Source organism: Paraburkholderia lebeckiae, assembly GCF_014201005.1.
Taxonomy (GTDB): domain Bacteria; phylum Pseudomonadota; class Gammaproteobacteria; order Burkholderiales; family Burkholderiaceae; genus Paraburkholderia; species Paraburkholderia tuberum.
Genome location: NZ_JACHDK010000031.1, coordinates 39,413 through 61,019, shown reverse-complemented (window position 1 = coordinate 61,019; position 21,607 = coordinate 39,413). Strand labels below are relative to the sequence as shown.

Annotated in this window: 18 protein-coding genes; 10 read left to right on the top strand and 8 right to left on the bottom strand. The window is 55.0% G+C overall.

From position 1 onward, the window contains the following. Positions 1–509 precede the first annotated feature (509 nt). The gene (locus HDG39_RS35975; protein ID WP_409339023.1) at positions 510–1,238 is read left to right on the top strand and encodes a DUF3331 domain-containing protein; all 729 of its coding nucleotides are present in this window, start codon (positions 510–512) and stop codon (positions 1,236–1,238) included. Positions 1,239–1,419: 181 nt separating this feature from the next. Further along, positions 1,420–2,169, top strand: a complete 750-nt coding sequence (locus HDG39_RS31755; protein WP_184011822.1) for an SDR family NAD(P)-dependent oxidoreductase — start codon at positions 1,420–1,422, stop codon at positions 2,167–2,169. A 24-nt stretch (positions 2,170–2,193) separates the two neighbouring features. On the opposite strand, the gene HDG39_RS31750 is transcribed toward HDG39_RS31755, so the two are convergent. Further along, the gene (locus tag HDG39_RS31750; RefSeq protein ID WP_184011821.1) at positions 2,194–2,934 is read right to left on the bottom strand and encodes an SDR family NAD(P)-dependent oxidoreductase; all 741 of its coding nucleotides are present in this window, start codon (positions 2,932–2,934) and stop codon (positions 2,194–2,196) included. Between the two features lie 246 nt (positions 2,935–3,180). Here HDG39_RS31750 and HDG39_RS31745 point away from each other — a divergent pair, with 246 nt between their 5' ends. Continuing rightward, on the top strand, positions 3,181–3,465 hold the full coding sequence (locus tag HDG39_RS31745; RefSeq protein WP_184011819.1) for a hypothetical protein: 285 nt from the start codon (positions 3,181–3,183) through the stop codon (positions 3,463–3,465). Positions 3,466–3,563: 98 nt separating this feature from the next. Here HDG39_RS31745 and HDG39_RS31740 read toward each other — a convergent pair whose 3' ends face one another. The 4 genes from HDG39_RS31740 to HDG39_RS31725 form a co-directional block, all read right to left on the bottom strand. Beyond that, positions 3,564–4,979: an efflux transporter outer membrane subunit gene (locus tag HDG39_RS31740; protein ID WP_184011817.1), complete on the bottom strand. Its 1,416-nt coding sequence runs from the start codon at positions 4,977–4,979 to the stop codon at positions 3,564–3,566. Between the two features lie 5 nt (positions 4,980–4,984). Further along, a complete protein-coding gene (locus HDG39_RS31735; protein ID WP_184011815.1) occupies positions 4,985–6,595 on the bottom strand; it encodes an MFS transporter in 1,611 nt (536 codons plus the stop codon). 12 nt (positions 6,596–6,607) lie between these two features. Beyond that, a complete protein-coding gene (locus HDG39_RS31730) occupies positions 6,608–7,687 on the bottom strand; it encodes an HlyD family secretion protein (protein ID WP_184011813.1) in 1,080 nt (359 codons plus the stop codon). Between the two features lie 314 nt (positions 7,688–8,001). After that, the gene (locus HDG39_RS31725) at positions 8,002–8,637 is read right to left on the bottom strand and encodes a cysteine hydrolase family protein (RefSeq protein WP_184011811.1); all 636 of its coding nucleotides are present in this window, start codon (positions 8,635–8,637) and stop codon (positions 8,002–8,004) included. A gap of 476 nt (positions 8,638–9,113) precedes the next feature. Here HDG39_RS31725 and HDG39_RS31720 point away from each other — a divergent pair, with 476 nt between their 5' ends. The 5 genes from HDG39_RS31720 (at position 9,114) to HDG39_RS31700 (ending at position 13,979) form a co-directional block, all read left to right on the top strand. Beyond that, positions 9,114–9,605, top strand: a complete 492-nt coding sequence (locus tag HDG39_RS31720) for a winged helix-turn-helix transcriptional regulator (protein ID WP_184011809.1) — start codon at positions 9,114–9,116, stop codon at positions 9,603–9,605. Between the two features lie 514 nt (positions 9,606–10,119). Continuing rightward, positions 10,120–10,650, top strand: coding sequence for a winged helix-turn-helix transcriptional regulator (locus HDG39_RS31715; RefSeq protein ID WP_184011807.1), 531 nt, complete (start codon positions 10,120–10,122; stop codon positions 10,648–10,650). Between the two features lie 113 nt (positions 10,651–10,763). Continuing rightward, positions 10,764–11,681 carry a LysR family transcriptional regulator gene (locus HDG39_RS31710; protein WP_184011805.1) on the top strand — a complete coding sequence of 306 codons (918 nt, stop codon included), beginning with the start codon at positions 10,764–10,766 and terminating at the stop codon, positions 11,679–11,681. A 134-nt stretch (positions 11,682–11,815) separates the two neighbouring features. After that, on the top strand, positions 11,816–13,432 hold the full coding sequence (locus HDG39_RS31705; protein WP_184011803.1) for a Na+/H+ antiporter: 1,617 nt from the start codon (positions 11,816–11,818) through the stop codon (positions 13,430–13,432). A 115-nt stretch (positions 13,433–13,547) separates the two neighbouring features. Next, positions 13,548–13,979, top strand: coding sequence for an OsmC family protein (locus HDG39_RS31700; protein WP_184011801.1), 432 nt, complete (start codon positions 13,548–13,550; stop codon positions 13,977–13,979). Between the two features lie 70 nt (positions 13,980–14,049). On the opposite strand, the gene HDG39_RS31695 is transcribed toward HDG39_RS31700, so the two are convergent. After that, entirely contained in the window at positions 14,050–15,531 is a 1,482-nt protein-coding gene (locus HDG39_RS31695; protein WP_184011799.1) for a catalase, read from the bottom strand. 463 nt (positions 15,532–15,994) lie between these two features. Between HDG39_RS31695 and HDG39_RS31690 the strand changes: the two genes are divergently transcribed. Both HDG39_RS31690 and HDG39_RS31685 read left to right on the top strand, forming a co-directional pair. Continuing rightward, positions 15,995–16,780 (top strand): alpha/beta hydrolase, encoded by a 786-nt coding sequence (locus HDG39_RS31690; RefSeq protein WP_184011797.1) that lies wholly within the window; start codon positions 15,995–15,997, stop codon positions 16,778–16,780. A gap of 231 nt (positions 16,781–17,011) precedes the next feature. Next, positions 17,012–19,132, top strand: a complete 2,121-nt coding sequence (locus HDG39_RS31685; protein ID WP_184011795.1) for an EAL domain-containing protein — start codon at positions 17,012–17,014, stop codon at positions 19,130–19,132. A 45-nt stretch (positions 19,133–19,177) separates the two neighbouring features. On the opposite strand, the gene HDG39_RS31680 is transcribed toward HDG39_RS31685, so the two are convergent. After that, positions 19,178–19,993, bottom strand: a complete 816-nt coding sequence (locus tag HDG39_RS31680) for an alpha/beta hydrolase (protein ID WP_184011793.1) — start codon at positions 19,991–19,993, stop codon at positions 19,178–19,180. Between the two features lie 322 nt (positions 19,994–20,315). After that, a complete protein-coding gene (locus tag HDG39_RS31675; RefSeq protein WP_260328410.1) occupies positions 20,316–21,371 on the bottom strand; it encodes a LysR family transcriptional regulator in 1,056 nt (351 codons plus the stop codon). Positions 21,372–21,607: the final 236 nt, after the last annotated feature.

The following is a 21,607-nucleotide window of genomic DNA, read 5'->3' as shown; positions in this document are numbered from 1 at the left end:
CCGAACGTGACTCAGTCGTTGAGATGGCGTCGATCGGCGCAAATAAACAGCCTCTGGCTGCATGAGTGAGGCGACAACCTGCTTGACGCGCGCCGACTCCTTGAGTTGCTTTAAGGCGTGGCCAGGCAAACGGATGCATCGAAGTCGTGGACGAATTGACGAATCGTCCCGACTTCCCGCTTGTCAGGCGACAGATTGATCATGTTTGGTATAACAAACGAAGGACTATCGGGCCGGATAGGTAGGGATAGAAACAGATTCCCGATCATGTATCGGTTGTCAGGCTTGTTTCGTATTAGCTAAAGCAGCGTATCCATAGGGCAGTGACTGTTCATCAATCGCAAATTCTAAATTCAGACGCTGTCAATTTATCCACCACTTCGCCCGAGGTAGACTGAACTCCTCGATCTTGTTCCCGGTCAGGCCCGGTCTGTCGCATTCTCCGTCCTCCATTCGAATGCGACAGACCGGCTCCACTGCGCCAGTAGCACAAGAATCTCAATGGGCGAATGCCTGTTCTAACCATTTGGTTTCGAGGCAAGACACCCGCGTCTATTGGAGTAAGAAGCGTGCCTTCGTCTATTTCCTATCGTGTGATGCCGGCCATGTCTGCTAGTAAAGATTCCGAAGCGTCATCGATCGCGCTGTCAAACCTTAATCCAGAGTCGAACGGAAGAACGCTTCCCCTTGCGCCGCGGCCCTCACGGAAACGACCAACAAGATCCACCATATCCCGAAGCACCACCGACTATCCGTACACAGTTCTGCCGATTCCGAGCGAAGACGACGATTTCGCCACGTTGGATAGTGGTGAACATAGCGCCACGTGGTCAGTGCTGGTAGATCATCTGAACAAACTCAATCGATCTGGATTGGACGCGCACAAAAATCCCAATCTTCACCAGCGGCAAGTCGGTTTCCCGTCTCGAAGCATCAGTACAGTGCGACCGCTCACCTGTGATGTCGCAGACAGTGTATTTGGAACATCTGTTAATTTCGTGGAGCGACTTAGTGAAAAGTCCGTCTCACTTGACTGGTGCAACCCAACGGTTGGCCGCTATTGTGAGCAGACATGGTCGCGTTGTGCCGCGCGTCGCAAAGGGATATGCAACCTTACCGGGGCAACGGTAGCGCGCGGAGATGCCGTCTATCGGCCGAGCGCGCGCACCGCTGTGACGCCCGCAAATGTAGACGAAGTTATTCTTGAATCTGCTTTGCGTCGTATAGAGAATTCCTGAAATTTGAAATCTCCGCCAGCAGCGATCCAATTTTTCTCCACTTGATCCGGCGCTCCTTCGATTATTCAGCAATCTCGAAATATGTCTTCATCAAGCACAAACCAAATGGGCAATTTAACGCCGTATGATCTGTTGACTAACGAAGCGTTGTGCTTTGTAGATTGACACTCGGAGGAAAACGATGGGAAAACTAGACGGAAAGGTCGCGGTCGTCGCGGGCGGAGGCAGCGGGATTGGGCGCGCCACGGTACGCCGTATCGCTCAGGAAGGAGCGTTCGTCTATGCAGTCGGACGACGGCTTCCGGAACTCGAACGAGTCGCTATGGAGCTGGGCGAGAATGTTCGAGCCAGGCAGGCCGATGTTTCTAACGTTGCCGATCTCGATGCTTTGTTTGGGCAGATTCAAGCCGAGAAGGGACGTATTGACATCGTTGTGGCTGCCGCTGGAATCATGAGTCCGACTCCACTAGCCGAAGCGGGTCCAGAGCACTTCGACAATGTCTTCGGAATTAACGCACGGGGACTGTTTTTCACCGTCCAGAAAGCGCTTCCGCTACTGTCGAGCGGGAGCTCAGTCATATTGATCTCTTCTGTGACTTCACAAAAGGGCATTCCGGGATATAGCACTTACAGTGCGACGAAGGCGGCGGTGCGATCGTTTGCTCGTACATGGACCAAAGAACTGACGGGCCGGGGAATACGATTCAACACGATTAGCCCTGGTCCAATCGACACCGCTTTGATCGACGCGCGCGCGGACACGCCTGAACTTGCAGACAAGATCCGCGCCAACTTTTCGAGCCTGATTCCTCTGGGGAGAATGGGCAAACCGGAGGAAGTTGCTTCGGCTGCGCTGTTTCTTGCTTCCGATGAAAGTAGCTTTATCGCCGGCATTGACCTTCAGGTGGATGGAGGAATGGCGCAAGTATAGGGATCGCTGCCATGGCCGCCCCCCTCAAAAGTCCTCTCGATACGGTCGCAAGTCAACCTCTTGCGTCCAGGCCGTATGGTCTTGCCGATGTATGTGCCAGTACGTATCGGCAATAGCATCAATGCCCAGCAAGCCATCGGGGCCGGCCGCCTCAAACCGGGCTGGCGCTCCGGCTTGCAATCGTTCGCCGTTTATCCCGCCGTCGATGACGACATGCGCGACGTGCAATCCTTTTGGACCAAACTCGCGCGCCATACTTTGACTAATCATACGCAGCCCCGCCTTAGACGCCGCGAAATGAGCGAAACCAGGTTTGCCTCTCAAACTGGCTGATGCGCCGGTGAAAATAATCGTGCCTCGCCCGAATGGCAGCATCCGCCGCGCGGCCTCCCTACCGACAAGGAAGCCCGCGTAACAACCACCACGCCAAAACTCTTCGAACACTTCGGCCGTCATATCGAGCAGACTTGTTTTGCGGTTATTTCCCGCATTAAACACAACAAGGTCAGGCTTCTGCAAATTGCCATGCTCCGAGAACGCAGCCTCAAAAAGCCCGATCACGCTACTCTCTTCGGTTGCATCGGTCAGCACCGCCTGCGCCCTCCCCCCTCTCAATCTGATTCCCTCCGCGACACGCTCGATTTTCTCCACCGCTCTGCCGGCAACGAACACGTGATATCCCTGCGATGAAAATTTTCGACAAAGAGCGGCGCCCAAACCGTGCTCCGCACCAACCCCAACTACCAGCGCTGTAGGAATTTGCATTTCGACTCACTCTACTCCAGATGTTTAGATAACGTCAGTCGACGCTACCTGAAAAGGTGCTCATGCGTTCCACGCCTGTTGTTTCAAACCATACGCGGATTTGGTCTAGCGCTAGTCAAATCGACTGTTCAGTTATTCGCATTTCTCTATTGATAATTTGCATATCTGATCGGTCATATACAGCTGCTACTCTTCATCCATGCCGGACGAAATGACGTTTCGGCCCTTGCTAACTGGAGAACAGTGATGAATTTTCAGATCGCCATAGGCGCACGAGTAACGATGTTGGCCGTCATTGCAATTTGGGCAAACGCGGCCGGTGCTCAACAGACACCACAATCAACCGGAGAAGCCATGACGAATCCTGCTCGGGCTAACGTAGACACCCATCCAGTGAAGAAAAAAACGCGACTTCATGACCGGCTTGCTGATTCGCCCGCGAAAGCTGCGAAGAATGAACAGGGCAATCAGGCAGTGGTTGAATACGCCACTGGAATACCAACGCAAAAGGCACGCTCCGCCTCGAAGTGAATCGCCTCCCATACATTCACAATTACCAGATTGATCGTCCAGTCCGCGAATGCGGGATGGTGCTTCATCGGTCCCGCAGAAGCTTCGCACGTCCGCCATTACCATCCACCACCTAGCGATTTGAAGAGCTGAATTTGCGCCTGCAGCGTTCTGGCATCTGAAGCAGCCACCGCAGCGTCTGAAGCAACCATCGATTGTTCCGACGTCAACATGTCGAGGCTGCTGATAGCACCATACGAGAATTGCTCTTTCGCAAGGGAAAATTCTCGATGCGCCAGACGTTGCGCGTCGTTCAACGATTCCCTCTGGATCAATTCCGCATTGTAGGTAGCAAGGGCCTGTTCAGTCTCCTTCAACGCTTGCAGTACAGTCGAATCGAAGTTTGCGAGGGACTGGTCCGCGAGCGCGCCGGCCTGTTTTACCCGCGCCCGAGACAGAATCTGATTGGGGAACGTCCAACTTATGCTTGGTCCGAGCCCCCAGGTCAGCCCTCTTGCGGCGGTCAATGCGCTCAGTTGCCCGCCCACTCCTCCCACAGAACCGAGCAGGCTTATTCGAGGGTACAGATCGGCCGTGGCGACGCCGACACGAGCGGTGTCCCCGGCCACCCTTCGTTCCGCCTGGCGAATATCTGGCCTTCGACGCAACAAGCCAACTCCATCACCCACGGGAATCAGCTTCGACAGACGCGGCGGCGAATGACATTGCAGCGTCTCGACCGGCGCATTAGCTGGAGTGCGTCCAAGCAGCGCAGCAAGCTGAAAAAGAGCTGCATCGCGCTGCCCTTCCAAAGGTGCAACTGTCGCACGCACTTGCGCTATCAGACCCGACGCGCGAACAAACTCAAATTCCGAACCGCCTCCCGCCAGCATTCGCCGATGGACTATGTCCGCCTCATGTGTAACGACGTCGACCGAGTGCTGTGCGACCTCGATCTCCTCGCCGAGCGAACAGATCTGACCGTAGGCCCGAGCCGTCTCCGCCGCAACTGTTATCTTCACCGCGTCGCGGGCTGCCTGTACACCCTGAGCATCCGCTTGCGATGCTTCAATCGACCGTCGCACGTGTCCGAACAGATCGATTTCGTACGATACGTCGAGGATCGCGTCGTAAGACCATGTCGTTTTCGGCTCGTGCCCGCCGACCTCAAGTATCTGATCCGTCGTTGCGTTGCGGCCTCGAATGGCGCCGACATTCGCATTGGTACTCGGATAAAGACCAGCGCGTGAAGCATCAAGAACAGCACGGGAAGCCGACAGGTTCGCTTCCGCGGCCTTGAGGTCGTAGTTGGCCTTGAAGGCCTCTTCCAGCAAATCGTTGAGTTTCGGATCCTGATATAGACGCCACCAATCGTCAGGAACGGCAATCGATGCCTCCGCCTCCTTGTTGATGGATACCATGGGCGCGTCCGCGCCAGCTGGCAAAGTCGGCCGTCGGTAATCCGGTCCGACAGCGCACGCAACAAGAGCAGTAACTGAAGCGGCGATGAGCAGATGAGTACGTATGGCTGTCATTGAACTTATTTCGTCTCTCGCGCCGACCAGATTGGCTTTGGGGAGGCCGGACCAATCGGCGCGGACTTGCAGGTCACGAGCAATAGCAATGCGATGGCTGTCAGTACCGAAATGAACGCTAGCGAATCAATAATCGCTTGAGTTGTCGCCATACGATGAACGACCCCGTTCAAGATTCCAAATGCTCGCGCGGCCGCGCTCGCAGGATTTCCACTGTGAGCGATCGTGCTATTGGCATAGGCTCCGAGTCTCGTCAACGCGGAGCCACTTCCTGACTGCACGTGCTGCCCCATGAGGTTGGATGCCGTTTGGCCATGCTGCCGAATAAACGTCGTGATGAATGCCTGACCAATTTCCCCGCCCATCAGTCGTGCCACCTGCGCCATCGCGCCGAACGTCAGCGCGTCTTGGGGACGAAGATTGAGAACCGCGAAGAAAAGCACGCCAGTCAGCGCGAACGTTTGGCCGAGCGCTTGCAGCAATTGCGAACCGAGAAAATCGGGCCATCCCCAAAACGGCGTCAATCCGTATGCGACCATGAGACAGGCCAGACAAATCGATACGAATCCGATTGACGCAACTAGGCGCGCGTCCATGCGTCGGAGCGCGAAGCCAGCCAGCACACACACGAGCAACTGTGGCAGAGCCAGCCAGATTAACGTCTGGCCAGCCTCCAACGCCCGAAACCCGCGAACTACGGCCAGGAATTGCGGAATCACAATAGACGTCGAGAGGCCGGTGACGCGGAGAAATGTGGTTAGAAAAACTATCCGGGGAAGCGGCGCTGTAACCGCGACTTTCATATCGATGAATGGACGTGGTGTGCGGAATTGGTGAACAAAGAAAGCAACTATGAGCAGCCCACCGGCCAGAAGCAGTCCGCAGATGAGCCCAGAACCTAACCAGTCAAGTCGATCGCCCTGGTCAAGCGCTGCATAGATGAGTCCGAGGCCGATCCCGCTCGAGGCCATCCCGAAGTAGTCAGCGTGCGCGATGCCCGGGCTGACCGGATCGGCCTTGATGCCAAGATGTAGAAACAAAGCCATTCCAGCGGCGAGCGGCACGTTCTGCCAGAAAATCCAGTGCCAGGAGAGGTTGTCTACATACCACCCTTCGAGAGAAGCAGATATGTTCAGCGAGAATTCAAGGTTGAGCGCGTACAGGGCGATCCCATATGCCCAGTATCGAGGCGGCACATTCTTCAGGATATATCCGACCGTCAACGGCACAAAAAACCCGGAGGAGATCCCTCCGGCGAACTGAAGGATAAGCAAGGAGTCGAGATTCGGCGAGAAGGGCTTGAGAAACGAAAATATCGCGAATGCAATGGCGGCAGACAGCAACACCTTGCGTGGCCCATACATGCCACCAAGCCAGATGGCGATCGGTGCGATGACCATCTGAGCAACGGTTTGAGACGTCGAAATCCATGCTCCCTCGTCGAATCCGATGTGCATGGCGCCACGAATGTCGTTCAGCCCAAAGGTGGATAGGCGGCCGTTCAGTGTGGAGATGAAGGTTGCCAGCAATACGCCAAACAGCCCCATCCAAGGGACGCCGGCCATTTGACTTGCCGGCACTTTTTCCGCCAACTTGTCCAGAACCTGGTCTGACATGGTTTTCTCCCTCTACTGCTTGCTGTCAGACGCCTCGACCCGCGCTATCACGGACATGCCCGGGCGCAACCTTCCCGCGAGTCCGTCGGCATTGTCGATCTCGATCTTCACGGCGATTCGCTGAACCACTTTTGTAAAATTGCCGGTGGCGTTATCGGGCGGTAACAGCGAAAATTGCGAACCTGACGCCGGGGAGAATGCCACTACGTGTCCGCTCAGCTTGCGGTCAGGAAACGTATCCACACTAAGTTCGGCTCTGTTTCCGATCGCCATATGTCCGAGCTGTGTTTCCTTGTAGTTTGCAATGACCCAAACGTGCGGAAGAGGTGTTACTGAAACAACTTGCGCGCCCACTGCAACGTATTGGCCAGGCAAGATCTGACGCTGGCCGAGCACACCGTCACGCGGTGCGACAATTCGCGTATATCCGAGGTTGATGTGGGCGATACGCGCGTTAGCTTGCTGGGCCGCGATGGTCGCGTCGGCCTGCTTGATTTGTGCTCCCAGCACATCAAGTTGCCGTGCCGCAGCGGTCGCTTGCGCGCGGGATTGCTTCAGTTGTGCCGTCAACTGGGCCTGCGTTGTGCGCAATTTTTCCGCCGCCTCGGTCGATGATGATCCGCCCTCAAGAAGCTTCTGCTGTCTGGCGACATCCCGATCGTTCTGCACGAGATTGGCGGACAATACGTCGACTGCGGCATTCGCCGCTTCGACATTCGCCCGTTGCAACTGCTGTTGCGCGCGCAGTGCCTCCGACTGCGCGACTGCTCCGGCTAGGCTCGCGTCCGCTTGCGCGACGGCCGCCTGATAGTCGTCATCCACAACCTGGGCAATCAGTTGACCTTTTGTGACGTGCTGGTAGTCCTGGATCGGAACATCACGGATGTAGCCTGAAACCTTCGCAGCAATTGGAGTCACGTCGGCCTGCAGATAAGCATCATCCGTGTCCTGCGAACCTGCGCGTCCTTCCCAGAAAGTCCAACGCGTGGTCACGACAACCACGATCAGGATTGCAACAACGAACACGAGCAGGCGCCAGATTAGCTCTGGCCTGAACTGCCACTTGCCCGTAGTCGAAATGTCTTCACTCATACCTATGCTTCCGTCTCGCTTTAACGACCAGGCGTCCACCAAGTACGCACAAGCGCAGCTGCATCGCAGCAGCGATGCTTGCATAAGCCGAGCTCCGGATTGGCTACTTAGTAGTGCGCTCAGTCAGGCCTTTATTCACAAACTCTATCGCGTGCGCCGTCATGCGGTCAGCGAGGCTCTGGCACGTCGAACCAGCGTGTTTGACACCCTGCGGAAGTCCTGTTTGGGGCAATGCTGATGACCGTGAAAGATTGGCTTTTTCTCGCTATCGTCGATGGGAGACTCAACGATAGCGACAGAGTGGTTTGCTATCTTCAGGCTGGGACGCTTTCGGGGAACAACCCCAACAGCTCGTCAGTGGTTCGTACCGCGTGCGCGAACATCGGGGCGTTGACATTGAACGCGGCATGCATCCCTTCAGCAGAGAAGGCCGCCGCGGCATCGCGGACCATCGTCACGTGATAGCCGAGTTCCATGCCCCAGCGCGCCGTCGACTCAATACAGCTATTGGCGATAACACCGACAAGAATGATCTTGCGGATGCCGTGCTGTTTCAATTGCGCATCGAGATCCGTGTTCGCGAAGCCGCTTTGAGCCCAGTGCTCGTGAATCACCACGTCACCCTTTTTCGGACCGAACTCAGGGTTGAACTCGCCACCCCACGAACCTGCTTCAAAAGCCTTCAGTGGCACACCGCCCTTCTGGAACGGCGTCATATGTTGCCAGCCGTCGAAGTCGCCTTCGCACGAGCGATGATGCGGCAGAATGAAAATCTGCATCTTGGCCGCGCGCACTGCGGGAATGATACGACGCAAGTTGTCGAACATCCCTGACTCATCTGCCGTGGGCTTGATCGCATCGTAGAGCTTGCCACCCTCTGTCATGAAGTCGTTGTAGGGATCGACGATGAGAAGACCAGTAGACTCGGCCAGATACTTTTCGCTTGACATATATATCCTGGAATGATTCGAAGAGAGACCCCAAGGATGGCATTCGCGCCGACTCTTTCGATCAGAATGACGCGATCCAGCATTGGATTTGTTAACTTACCTACCTGATGAACTGATATTCAGTCCTTATGTCGGTGCTTGCACGGCATCTGCCAACTCACCCATGAAAACAGTAGAACTCTTGCGCCTGCCGTCGCCCGGAGCGACGTCTTCACGCGCCCCCATTCCGTCAGGTTCGATGTGGCTGACACTCCGCCTGTACACTTTCAACCATCGCCCGAGCTTCAGCGAAGGGCCCCCGGTCAGATGGAGTGCGCGTCAATCAACTGCATTGTAACTTCAAAAACAAAAGTGACAAGAGGATTTTTCAAATACTGCCGGAAAACCCGCGAATCATCAGCGCATAATGGTGGAGGAAGGCGCGAGGTACACCGCCTTCTTTTGGTATACTGAAGCCTGGTTACGAGAGGGCGATCATGAGCTGGGACCATGTATGCGATAGCGTTTGTCCAATTGCACGAGCGCTGGCGGTGGTGGGTGACCGCTGGACACTGCTGATTTTGCGTGAATTGTCGCTCGGGGTGCACACCTTTGACGAACTGCAAGCGCAAACCGGGATGTCTTCGAACCTGCTGAATGTCCGGCTGAAACGACTCATCACTGATGGCGTCATTGAGAAGCAACAGTACAGTGAGCGCCCTCCACGCTATGAGTATCACACCACTGAGAAAGGCAAAGAACTCGACCCTGTTCTGATGGTCCTCCGCTCCTGGGGGCAAAAATGGAACATGGAAGACGATGAGCCCGCCGTCGCCATGGTCCATAAGCGCACCAAGAAAATTGTGGATCACCTTTGGCAGGCCCCGAACGGCGGTAAGAACTTCACCTTCGATGATATTGAGGGCTCGATAAGCCAGCGCTATGCAGAGGAACGTGAACGACGGCGCGCCGAATTCAAGGGCGAATAAACTGTTTCGCCACCCTCAAAATGCGTCAGCTTGGTGTTTGACTGACTTGGTTTCCGTCCTCTCGCGGGCACGATTGATCGAGAAATTCAGGCTGCATCGCCTTTTTTTGCCTGCTCCACGTCACCTCATGTTTCCGCGTTCAGTCGCCGGCCGTTGCAAAGCTCACCCAGATCCTCACGCGGTGATTCTTGCTTGCAGAAACCAACAGCATTCTCGAATCTGACCTGTTCCGTCCCCGATAAATATCTCCGCAACAAAGTCGTACACAAGCTTCATAATTTGAAGCTACAATAGTTTCCATGGGGTTATTCTGAACGCCGCCACGCAGTGAATGCGAACGGCGCGGCGGTACACGGCCCGTGAGCGATTAGTACGCGTTCCAATAGAGATCAGGGATGTCGCTGGCCGAACTCAACGTGCGCGGCACACTCGACCAATAAAGAGACGTTCCAGCCCGCGCAATTGATGCGCGATCCCTGGCTGCCACCTCGAAGAATATGGATAAGAGGCGAACATGACGTGTGTACTTACGGAAACCGGCACAGTCTGCCCGGTTTCGACGGCACTTGAAGTGGTTGGCGATCCGTGGACACTGCTCATCCTTCGGGAACTGTTCGGCGGCGCAACCAGATTCGACGATATCCAGGTCCAAACAGAAACACCGACGCAAGAACTGTTTGCCCGGCTCGACTCGCTGGAGCAAAACGGTCTCATCTTCGTCGCCAGGCAGGGTTCTGTTGCCTATGGCCTTACTGAAAAAGGACGGGCGATCTATCCGATGATTTACGCACTCCGCGCATGGGGCGAAAAGTGGACCAAACCGGAGGGTTCGGACTACGCGGTTCGCTTCACCCATAAGTATTGCGGCACAGACGTCGGGCTTGACGCAGTTTGCCGTCGCTGCGGCGTGCCGGTCGAACGCGCACACCTGGAGCCGACCATGAGCCCGGAATGGAAAGCGGAGCGCGCTAGACGGCAAGAAAAGAGCAGAGCCGCTAAGGAAATCGCAGTAGAAACTGACAGCTCCATGAGGGACGTCGGATAGTCTGGGTTGATTGAGTAGCCAGACTTCGCGCGGATTGCAAGTCTTGTCCAATGGCTTCGCGAATCGTGAACACAGATTGCGAAATGTGTTTGATGCAACGTAACGGATAGTCCATGAACTTTGGATTCGACCTGGTAGCGCTAAATGCGTTCATTGGCGTTGGCGAGATTGGCGGTTTTCGTGCAGCCGCCGATGAACTCGGCATGACGCCATCTGGAGTGAGCAAGGCTATTGCGCGTCTTGAGCGTCGTCTCGGCACCCGGTTGATCGCGCGCACTACGAGGTCAGTCAAATTGACCAAAGAAGGTCTTGAATTCCACAGCCGATGCAAGGAGATCCTCCAGGACCTGGCGCAAGTGGAGCGTGACATCGCCAGTAATTCGAGCGCGACGCGAGAACAGCTTTCCGTTTCTGCTCCCACTGCGTTCGGCAGAAGCCGAGTGGTTCCTCTGATTGCAGAGTTCTCACAACGCCACCCTACACTGTGCATCTCACTTCGGCTTGAAGATCGACGTGTGAACCTTGATGATGAAGACGTCGCTGTTGCTGTTCGAATAGGCAATCTCACGGACCAGCAACTTCTCGCCACTCGTGCATCAACAACAAGTTTCGTATGTTGTGCGTCGCCGGGTTATCTGACGGCAATGGGCGCGCCGTCAAAACCGTCCGACTTGTTGCGCCACCGCTGCATCGGCTTTCTGGAAGTACAAGACTCCAGTCGCCCTCATTGGCTGTTCGCGAACGATGGCTCGCTACAGGTGATTTCGCCCAACTTCAAATTTTCACTCAACGATAGCGCTGGACAGCTGGCCGCCGCGGAGGCTGGTGCAGGCATAATTATGGTTCACAGATACCTTGCCGATGCCTCCATCAACGAAGGCCGCCTCGTTTCCGTTCTAGACGATTTCGCACCGCCGGCGCTTCCTATCTGGATACTTCGCTCCAGACAGAAGAGGAATTCGCCTGCCGCGCGGACGCTCATCGATTTTCTCAAGCTAAGGTTGCATGAAAGCTGCGATTCGACGTCTTGAGACGATTGGCAAAAACCCACTCCGTTAGCCCATCCCAAGCGGTCGCTCGATCAAACTGGACGCGAGGATACGTGACAGTAAGTAAGCTGCCGTCTCGCTCGCACGTCGACACCTTTCCCACGAAGCTGAAACCTATGTCCGAGTTTCTTTCACACGACGGCATCCGGCAGACGGAAACCGTTTTCTTCCTGCTACTTGTACTTGTAGTCGTGTTCGGCACCATAGCGCGGCGCATCGACGTCGCGTACCCGATCGTTCTCGTTGTTGTCGGAACGATCATCGGTGTTGTGCCCGGCTTACCGCGCTTCACGCTGAGCCCCGATATCGTCTTTCTGACCATTTTGCCGCCGCTACTCTTTCATGCAGCCTGGCAGACCTCCTGGCGCGAGTTCCGATATAACGCCGTCAGCATTCTTATGCTTGCCGCAGGTCTTGTGGTATTTACCGTTGCAGGCGTTGCGCTGGCTAGTAACACTTTGTTTCCATCGCTCGACTGGCGCACCGGCATTGTTCTTGGGGCGATTGTCGCTCCTACTGACGCGATCGCCGCCACCTCGATAGCGCGACGCGTCGGTCTTTCAGGCAGAGCAACCCATGTTCTCGAGGGCGAAAGTCTCGTCAACGATGCAACCGGCCTATTGGCACTGGAGCTAGGAATCTCTCTTGTTCTTGGCAAACATACGCCGACCGTCACCCACGAGAGTCTACATTTTCTGTGGCTAACAATAGGTGGAATTGCGGTTGGACTCGCAGTCGCATGGCTTGTTCGGAGCTTCGAGCGCTTTATCGACGACGGTCCAATCGAAATTACCTTGAGCCTCGTGACGCCTTTTGTAGCGTACTTCCTTGCCGAAGAAGTCCGAGCGTCCGGAGTGCTTGCCGTCGTCGCCTGCGGCTTATATTTTGGCCGACACAGCTCCGAATTTTTTTCTCCCGGTGTACGTCTGCAGGCGGTCGCAGTCTGGAAGTCACTCGACTTCATTCTGAACGGCGTGGTCTTCGTCCTGATTGGGCTGCAGTTACCGACAGTTCACGATGCCTTACACCACTATAGTGCGCTCGCGTTGTTGGGTTATGCTGCGGGATTCAGTGCGTTTGTGATTGTGTTGCGACTCGTATGGACGTACCCTGGCGCGTATATTTCGTACGTGATCCGTCGTCGACTGCTGGGTCAACAAGAACAACTTCCATCGATCAAGGCACTGTTCATCGTCGGCTGGACCGGCATGAGAGGTGTTGTATCCCTTGCCGCCGCACTGTCGCTGCCGGAATTCATGCTGGATGGGACGGCATTTCCTTCGCGCGACCTCATCATCTTCCTGACTTTCAGCACCATCCTCACAACACTGGTGCTCCAAGGGCTCAGCCTCCCGTGGCTGATACGCATATTGCGTTTCTCGCAAGACCGCTCGACCGATCGCGAGGAACAGGAAGCGCGTCGTCTCATGATCGATGCGTCTCTCGCTCATCTCAAGGAGCGACAGAAGTATCTTCCCAAAACGCCAGAACTGACGCGCCTGCTCCAGGATATGATACGGCAACATCACAACCGCCTGCTATTTTTACAGTCGTGGACGATGGGAACCAGCGGAGAAGTTCACAAGGCGTTCAATGCCATTTCCCGTGAAGTGCTCCAGATCGAACGTAATGTTGCAATTGCGTTGCGTAACGAAGGGAAGATCAATGACATCGTGCTACGTCGACTGGAACATGAACTCGACTTGAGTCAAGCAAGAATCGATACCCACTAAACGCAACGGAGCGGTCGATACTAAAGTAGACGCAATAGTCGAATTCAACGATACGTCAGACACCGCTATGACGTGCGTACCTCCAACTGGCGGCGAAGTTCTTAGGAGAACAGGTATGGAAAAGACAGCATCAGCGAAGTGGAGCGGCGACATTAAAGCCGGCAAAGGAAGCATTTCGACACAAACCGGTGTCTTGTCAGATGCGCCATACGGGTTTGCGTCTCGTTTTGAAGGCGGCCCCGGCACCAATCCTGAGGAGCTGATCGGGGCGGCTCACGCCGGCTGCTTCACAATGGCATTCTCACTGATGCTAACCTTGGAGTCGTTCGTCGCCAACAGTATCTTCACCAAAGCGACGGTCACACTGGACAAGGTAGGCGAAGGCTTCGCCATCACAAAATGCCATCTTGATCTTGAGGCAAAAATTCCCTCGATTGATCGAGCGACGTTCGACCGGATCTCGAAGGCCGCAAAGGAAGGTTGTCCGGTCTCCAAGCTCTTCTCCGGAAATGCGGAAATCACACTTAACGCAAAACTGATTGACTAGTGTCGCTCTAAAATTTCAGGGCGTGCGCCGAACCGGGTCGGCGCACACTCTGAACTTTGGATCGAACGGTTCAGGTGCCGGCGTCCTCTGAACGAACGGCGGTGACTTCGAGCGGGCTCAAATCATTAAGAGCTTGCCTGACCCCGGCTCCATATTCCGGATCCGCGTGCGTACAGTGCTCGATGTGAAGGTCTCTCACGGGCTGCGACACACAATGCATCGATCGGGCGGTATTCTCAAAGAGAGCCTGTTTCTGTGCCGGAGACATCAGTCTGAACAATTCGCCAGGTTGTGAATAGTAGTCGTCGTCCACCCGATGATCCCAATGCCCGGCACCACCCTCAACGAGAAGCGGCGGTTCTGCGAAATCCGGCTGCTCCTCCCATTCTCCCCGGGAGTTCGGATTGTAAGCGAGCAGGCCACCCGCATTTCCGTCGACACGCATAAGGCCATCGCGATGGTAGTTATGAACGGCCACCGCCCCACGAGGGGCATTCACCGGAATCTGGTGGTGATTGACACTCAAGCGGTATCGGTGTGCGTCGCCGTAGGAAAAGAGCCGGCCCTGAAGCATCTTGTCCGGTGAAAAACTGATACCAGGCACCACATTGGCCGGTGAAAAAGCGGCTTGTTCCACATCTGCAAACTGGTTCTCCGGATTTTGATTCAATTCGAAATGACCGACTTCGATAAGCGGGTAGTCGGCGCGCGGCCAGACTTTCGTCAAATCGAACGGATTGATGCGATACGAGCCCGCCTCTTTCTCCGGCATGATCTGCACGTACATGTTCCACCTTGGAAAGTCGCCTCGTTCGATCGCGTCGTAAAGGTCGCGATGATGGCTTTCCCGATCCCGCCCGATCAATTCCGAAGCTTCCGCGTCGCCCAGATTCTGGATGCCCTGCGCTGTCTTGAAGGTGAACTTCACCCAATATCGCTCTCGATCGCTATTGATGAAACTAAACGTATGGCTTCCAAAGCCATGCATATGTCGATAGCTCTTTGGCAAGCCGCGGTCGCTCATGACGATTGTCACCTGATGTAAAGCCTCAGGCAGTTGAGTCCAGAAGTCCCAGTTGCTCTCTGCGCTTCGCATGCCGGTTCGCGGATCGCGCTTCACCGCGTGGTTTAGATCAGGAAACTTTAGCGGATCACGCAAGAAGAACACAGGTGTGTTGTTTCCGACCAGATCCCAGTTACCCTGCTCCGTATAGAACTTCATCGCAAATCCTCGGATATCGCGCTCTGCGTCGGCCGCACCGCGCTCTCCCGCCACGGTCGAGAAGCGGACGAACATCTCTGTCTCCTTTCCGATCTCCGAGAAAATCTTTGCTTTCGTGTACTTCGTTATGTCATGTGTGACCGTGAACGTATCAAATGCACCAGACCCCTTCGCATGCATCCGACGCTCTGGAATGACCTCCCGGTCGAAATGCGCCAGCTTCTCTAGGAACCATACGTCCTGCAGAAGAGCCGGACCTTTGGCCCCTGCAGTCTGGATGTTCTGGTTATCGGCGACCGGTGCGCCAAACGCTGTTGTCAATTTTTTCATGTCATTCCTGTTAAGAAATGTTGAACAACTGATGAGATTCGACGGACGTGTGTGGATTCGGCCTAGTTGGCCTCGAGGGCCCAAGCAATCAATCACCCGGCGGCGTACTCGTACGGAGGAAACGACTTCGGCCAGACATGACGATAGCGTTCATACCACATCATTGCGTCGCAAATGCCGAATTGCTGACGCAACGGAAACAGTTGTCACCCAACGTCCTCCACATCCAGCGACTCGCCAGATAATCCTCCCCGTCAAGCCAGTGTATAGGCGGCTTCTTGACGGGATTTAAGCTTCGAATAGAACAACCATGCGGCCGCTTCATATACTTCCCTTCTTTGTGCGGATGCTAGGATCCAGTCGCTCAAGAATTGCATTTCTCGGCATATGACGATCAAAGCCTGACTTGACTCTGTCGGACGTCACTCATCGAACAGCTTCGAAATTAAAGAGGAACATAAATATGGTCGGCCTATTGAAGAAGATTATGGCAACGGCGATTCTGGCTGCATCGGCTCTGTCGAGCATGCCATCACAATCGGCAACTCCTACGATCCGGGACCTACATGGAGTCAGTGTCGTTCTTGTCCATGGAGCGTTCGCTGACGGATCGAGCTGGAACAGCGTCATTCCTTTGCTGGAGGCGCGGGGCTTACACGTAGTCGCCATACAGAACCCTTTAAGTTCATTGGCCGACAATGCGGCCGCAGCCAGGCGTGCAATCGATCAGCAAACGGGCCCGGTCGTGCTCGTAGGACACTCCTGGGGCGGGGTCGTGATATCCGAAGCGGGGAATGACCCAAAAGTGAGCGCTCTGGTCTACGTCGCGGCATTGGTGCCGGACAATGGACAGTCGGTGAACGACATCCTGAAGGGCAAACCGCAACCGCCGTGGGCCAGCCATTTGCAGAAAGATCCCGCTGGATATTTAACGCTTGAGACGGACACCGTCATCCACGACTTCTCCCAGGATCTCCCGGTAGCCGGATCAAGGCTTATCGCCGCAACGCAAGGTCCGTGGTTTGCAGGATGCTTCGACGGCAAAATCTCGACTGCGGCGTGGCATTCCAAGCCGTCGACTTACGTCATCGCGGGCAAAGACCACATGATCGATCCTCGTCTTCAGGAGGCAATGGCTGCGGAGATTGGTGCAACCGTGGTCCACGTCAACACCAGTCACGTAGCCATGCCGGGGCAGCCACGACAGGTAGCCCACGCTATCATCGCCGCGGCAATGAAGGCCAAGTGAAGTAAAGACGTCAATGCAATAGTCACTGTCGGATTTCGTCATTTGCTGAGTTGCTCAACGTAACATCTTTGCAAAGGACGAGCTTGCTGCATTCGGCCTTCAGGAGCGGAAATCGTCGCCGCTTATCACCAGTACTTTCAGGTCTGCTCCTACAAAGCGTCTCCAGAAGACGAGACATAAAGCCATCACGATAAGTGCGAAATCGCACTCAACGAGTCGGGGGAAAACGAGATGAACGAAGCCGAGCAATGGGAATTCACTCCGCAGTTCAGCCAGGACATCGGTCGCCAGCTCTTCCTTGATTCCGCACCCGCAATGATTCAATCCATCGATTCGAGCGGTCGAATCCTCCACGTGAGTGACTTATGGCTAACCACGCTAGGTTATGATCGGGCGGAAGTGATTGGCGCGTATTTCGCCAACCTGTTGTCCACGGCATCAAAAGATTTCGCGGTGTCACAAGGCATACCCAATCTGTTCTCCGCCGGTGTGGGAAGTCGAGAGTATGAAATACTCCGAAAGGACGGCACGATCATCGATGTCCTTCTTTCCGCAATCGTCCTTCCGGCCACTAACGATACGCCCCCCCATTCGCTAACCATCCTTCACGATATAAGTGAAAGTAAACAGCTTCGCTTAAAACTGCTCGAGCAACATCAAGAATTACAGGTTACGCTACATTCAATTTGCAACGGGGTAGTCGCAACTGACTGCGAAGGTCGCATCAAATACGTCAATCCCGTCGCAACCATACTGACAGGCTGGTCCGATGAAGCAGCAAAAGGCTTGCCGGTCGATGACGTTGTGCGGATGATCAATGTAGAGTCGCGTCGACGTGTACAAAGTTCCGCAAGCAAATGCCTTGCTGAAAACCGGGCCGTGGCGATGCCAGAAGCCGCGGTTCTGATTGCAAGAAACTGCAACGAAACAATTATCAGGGAGTCGGCATCGCCGATGCACGACGCCAGCGGTGAACTGATCGGATGTGTTCAGGTTTTCTACGACGTAACGGAACAATATCGACTCAACGCCGAGCTCCGCTATCGGGCATGCAGGGATCCATTAACGGATCTATTGAACCGCAGCGAATTTTCGAACGCGCTTGAACAACTGGTCGCATCAAGTGGCCCCACTGATACGGCCAGCGCCGTCATGTACCTCGATCTGGATCAGTTCAAGGTTGTGAACGACTCCGTTGGCCATGAAGCCGGCGATAAATTGCTTAAGCAGATTGCAGGCATTCTTCTTAGGTACACCCGCCGGGGCGACGTCGTTGCTCGACTCGGTGGTGACGAATTCGGACTTGTACTCTCTGCTTGTAGTCCAGAGTCCGCGAAGAGGTGGGCAGAGCGCATATGCACCGCCATTGGTGATTACCGATTCCAGCATGGCTCCCAACGATTCAGAGTCGGTGCGAGCATCGGATTTGTACTTGTGAATGAACATTGGCCCAGCGCAGCCAGCCTCCTTCGGGCCGCCGAGTCCGCCTGCTATGCCGCAAAGGCCGCTGGCCGAAACAGAGTCCACGCTTATGCGCATACGGATAGAGCAATCGAACTGCATCAGGCCGATGTCCGCTGGATACAGCGAATACAGAATGCCCTCGACGCGAACCGATTCGAACTGTTCTGGCAAGAGATTCGCGCTCTAGATCCGAAAGATACTTCCGTCCATTGCGAAATCCTGATCAGGATGATCGAGGAAAATGGCGATCTCACGTTGCCCGGAGCCTTCCTCCCAACTGCTGAGCGGCACCAGATTATTTCTCGCGTGGATCGCTGGGTGATTAAAACGATACTCGACTGGATGGCAGGTCACGCCCGCGAGTTGGACCACGTGAGCACGATATCCATTAACCTATCCGGTCTTTCGCTTGGAGACGCCGTTTTTCATCGGGATATCGTGGCGCTATTCGAGCGGATGTCCTTTGACGGCTCGAAACTTTGTTTCGAGGTCACCGAAACAGCCGCCATTACGAACCTCCACGAGGCGATAGCATTCTTCGAATCCATGAGTCGCTACGGCGTCAGATTCGCCCTTGACGATTTCGGCAGCGGTGTCTCTTCTTTTGGATATCTGAAAACGCTTCCAGTCAACTATCTTAAGATTGACGGCCAGTTTGTCCGCAACTTGCACGAGGACAAGGTCGATCAGGCCACCGTGCGCTGTATCCAGGATATCGCTCGTATAACCGGTAAGGAGACCATTGCAGAGTGCGTTGACTCCGAGCAGGTGGAGACCATGCTGCGTGAATTGGGTGTCAACTACACTCAAGGTTTTCTTCGACATCGCCCGGAGTCACTTCAAGGCTTGCTTAACAACCGCGCCTCGTCCTGCCTCCCGGCCCACTGATTGGGAAAACAGCATTTCGCGATCCGGTCACTCACCCGTCCTTCGTCACTTTTTCCCGGCACGCGGCTTCAACTTCCGACCAAGGAATGCAACCACGTCCGAAAGCGCCACGGGATGTGCAGCCAAGCCGTTATGCGACACATCCTGGTACCGCGTAGCCTCCGTAGATACGCCTGCGGCAATCAATTCGCAGGAGTATCGCTCCGCTTCCACATGAAGAAAGTCGTCTTCAGCGCTTGCAATCAGTGCCGGTGGAAGATCTCGCAGTCGCTTCGACTCTATTGGCGCTGCGTATGGATGCATTCGCTGCGACACATGCGTGAGATATGAACGGTACCCATGCGCACATTCCTGAGCCTTGGCGTCTGACTCGCCAATAGTGATTTGATTCGACACAAGCGTCATACTTGGATCGAGCAAAGGTGCGAGCAACGCCTGCGCGGACAGCGTGAATTCCTTACGGTCCCGGACTATGGCAGAGAGGCACGTTGCAAGATTACCCCCAGCGTCGTGGCCGCCTACTGCGACGCGCCTCATATCCGCCCCGTAAGCTCGCGCATTTTTAACCGCCCACTGTATGGCCAGGTAGCCATCTTCGAGCGCCGTCGGAAATGGAAAGTCGGGAGCCAGCGAATACCCCACGGATATGACCCATGCGCGCGATCCTTTCGCGATCGTTGAAGCGGCCACATTCGCATCCTCCAGACTGCCTTCGATAAAGCTACCACCGTGGAAGTACAGCACGATTGGTCGTGCCACACTTTCTTGCCTGGTTCGGTAGCTACGTAGCGTGATTGTCTGTGCATAGCCGGGAATCTGTATGTTTTCGACGTAAAGCGTCGTCTCTCCCTGCGAGATCATGTTGTTCCCTTGGCTCCCGTTATCGCCGAAAATTCAGCACTAGGGAGTCATTGTGCAGCCGAAACCATGTCTGACTAATATCCATAAACGCAAACACAATTCGCTTTTTTAAAATAATGACGCGTCGCGTTACGTCATTTAGTGGGATAGATCGAAAGCAGGTCGGGCGAGGTAAGGAGGCAGACATGGCAAAACTCGTTGCGCGAAAGATCCTGCTATGTCAGCGTGGATTCGCACCATTGAGAGTGTCGATCGCTAGTTGCATCGTGACACGATCACATGCACTCACATCGGTGCAACTCTTTTTATGCGCCTAACATTTCTAGACGAGGTCTTCCTGTCTATGATGCCGCTCAGGCCTGTTGAGCGCAGGGGCGGAGAATGGCATCGAATACTCTTCAAACAGCATTGCGATCCACTCAACAAAGACGCGTACTTTTCCTGCGAGATGTCGGCTGTGCGGATAGACCGCGGACACTTGTATCGCCGGCGAAATGCAGTCCGGCATTACGGCGACCATCTCCCCTGACCTGATCTGGGCTTCAATAATGAACCGCGGCGGTTGAATGATCCCGATTCCCTTGAGCCCACAAGTCACGTACGCTTCCAGGTCGCTGACTGCAATCGTTCCCGGCACTCTCACTTCCTGCAGTTCACCATTCACGATGAAGTTCATGTGACTCACCCGGCCCAGCGCCTGCGAGAAATACTGAACGGCAATGTGCCGTTCGAGATCATCAATCGCGATAGGGCGCCCGTAACTTCTAATGTACTCTGGGCTAGCGACGGTGACCGTGGAGAGCGATCCGAGTCGCCTTGCCACCAGGCTCGAGTCCTGTAGTGCGCCCATGCGAATCGCGCAGTCCACACTTTCCTGCAAAAGATCCAGCGGCTTGTCTCCGAAGCTGAGCGTCAACTCAATATCGGGGAATGCTTCCTGGAACTCGATAAGGCGCGGCACGAGTATCAGCCGCCCGATTGCGCCCGGCACGTCGACGCGTAGCTTACCGCGCGGCCCCCGGCTGCTATCCGCGAGCGCACCCTCGGTCTCATCGATCTCCGCGAGAATGCGCACGCAGCGCTCGTAATATTCAGCACCCTCAGGTGTCAGGCTCAAACGTCGCGTAGTACGTTGCATCAACCTGACACGGAGATGTGCCTCGAGATTCTTGATGATCATTGTCGCTGAGGCGTGCGGCAGCCCCATAGAGTCGGCGGCGCGCGAAAAGCTGTTCATCTCGACGATTTTGGTGAACATCTTCATTGCTTGTAGCCGATCCATGACCCTCCCCTGACGCTTCGCCCAACCCAACCCGAAATCGCGTTCGCGCGGTTTCAGGCAGCCCGTGTTCGCCTGCGACTGCAGGACATCGCCCATCTAGCCTACACCAAACAATCGCATGTTACTTCTTTTTTTGAAGTTGCATCGTGATGAAACAATTGAATCAATGATTGTTGAAAAATTCCGCGCCGTTTTCAGTGCTGGCATGAAGACTGTTCATCACAAATTCACAATCGGTACGATCACACGACTTTGCCCTCCCCGACGACATGCCGCAGGACGGTTATCGCAGGGTCAAGATTGTTCTGGATCGCAAAATGCTCAATTCATTT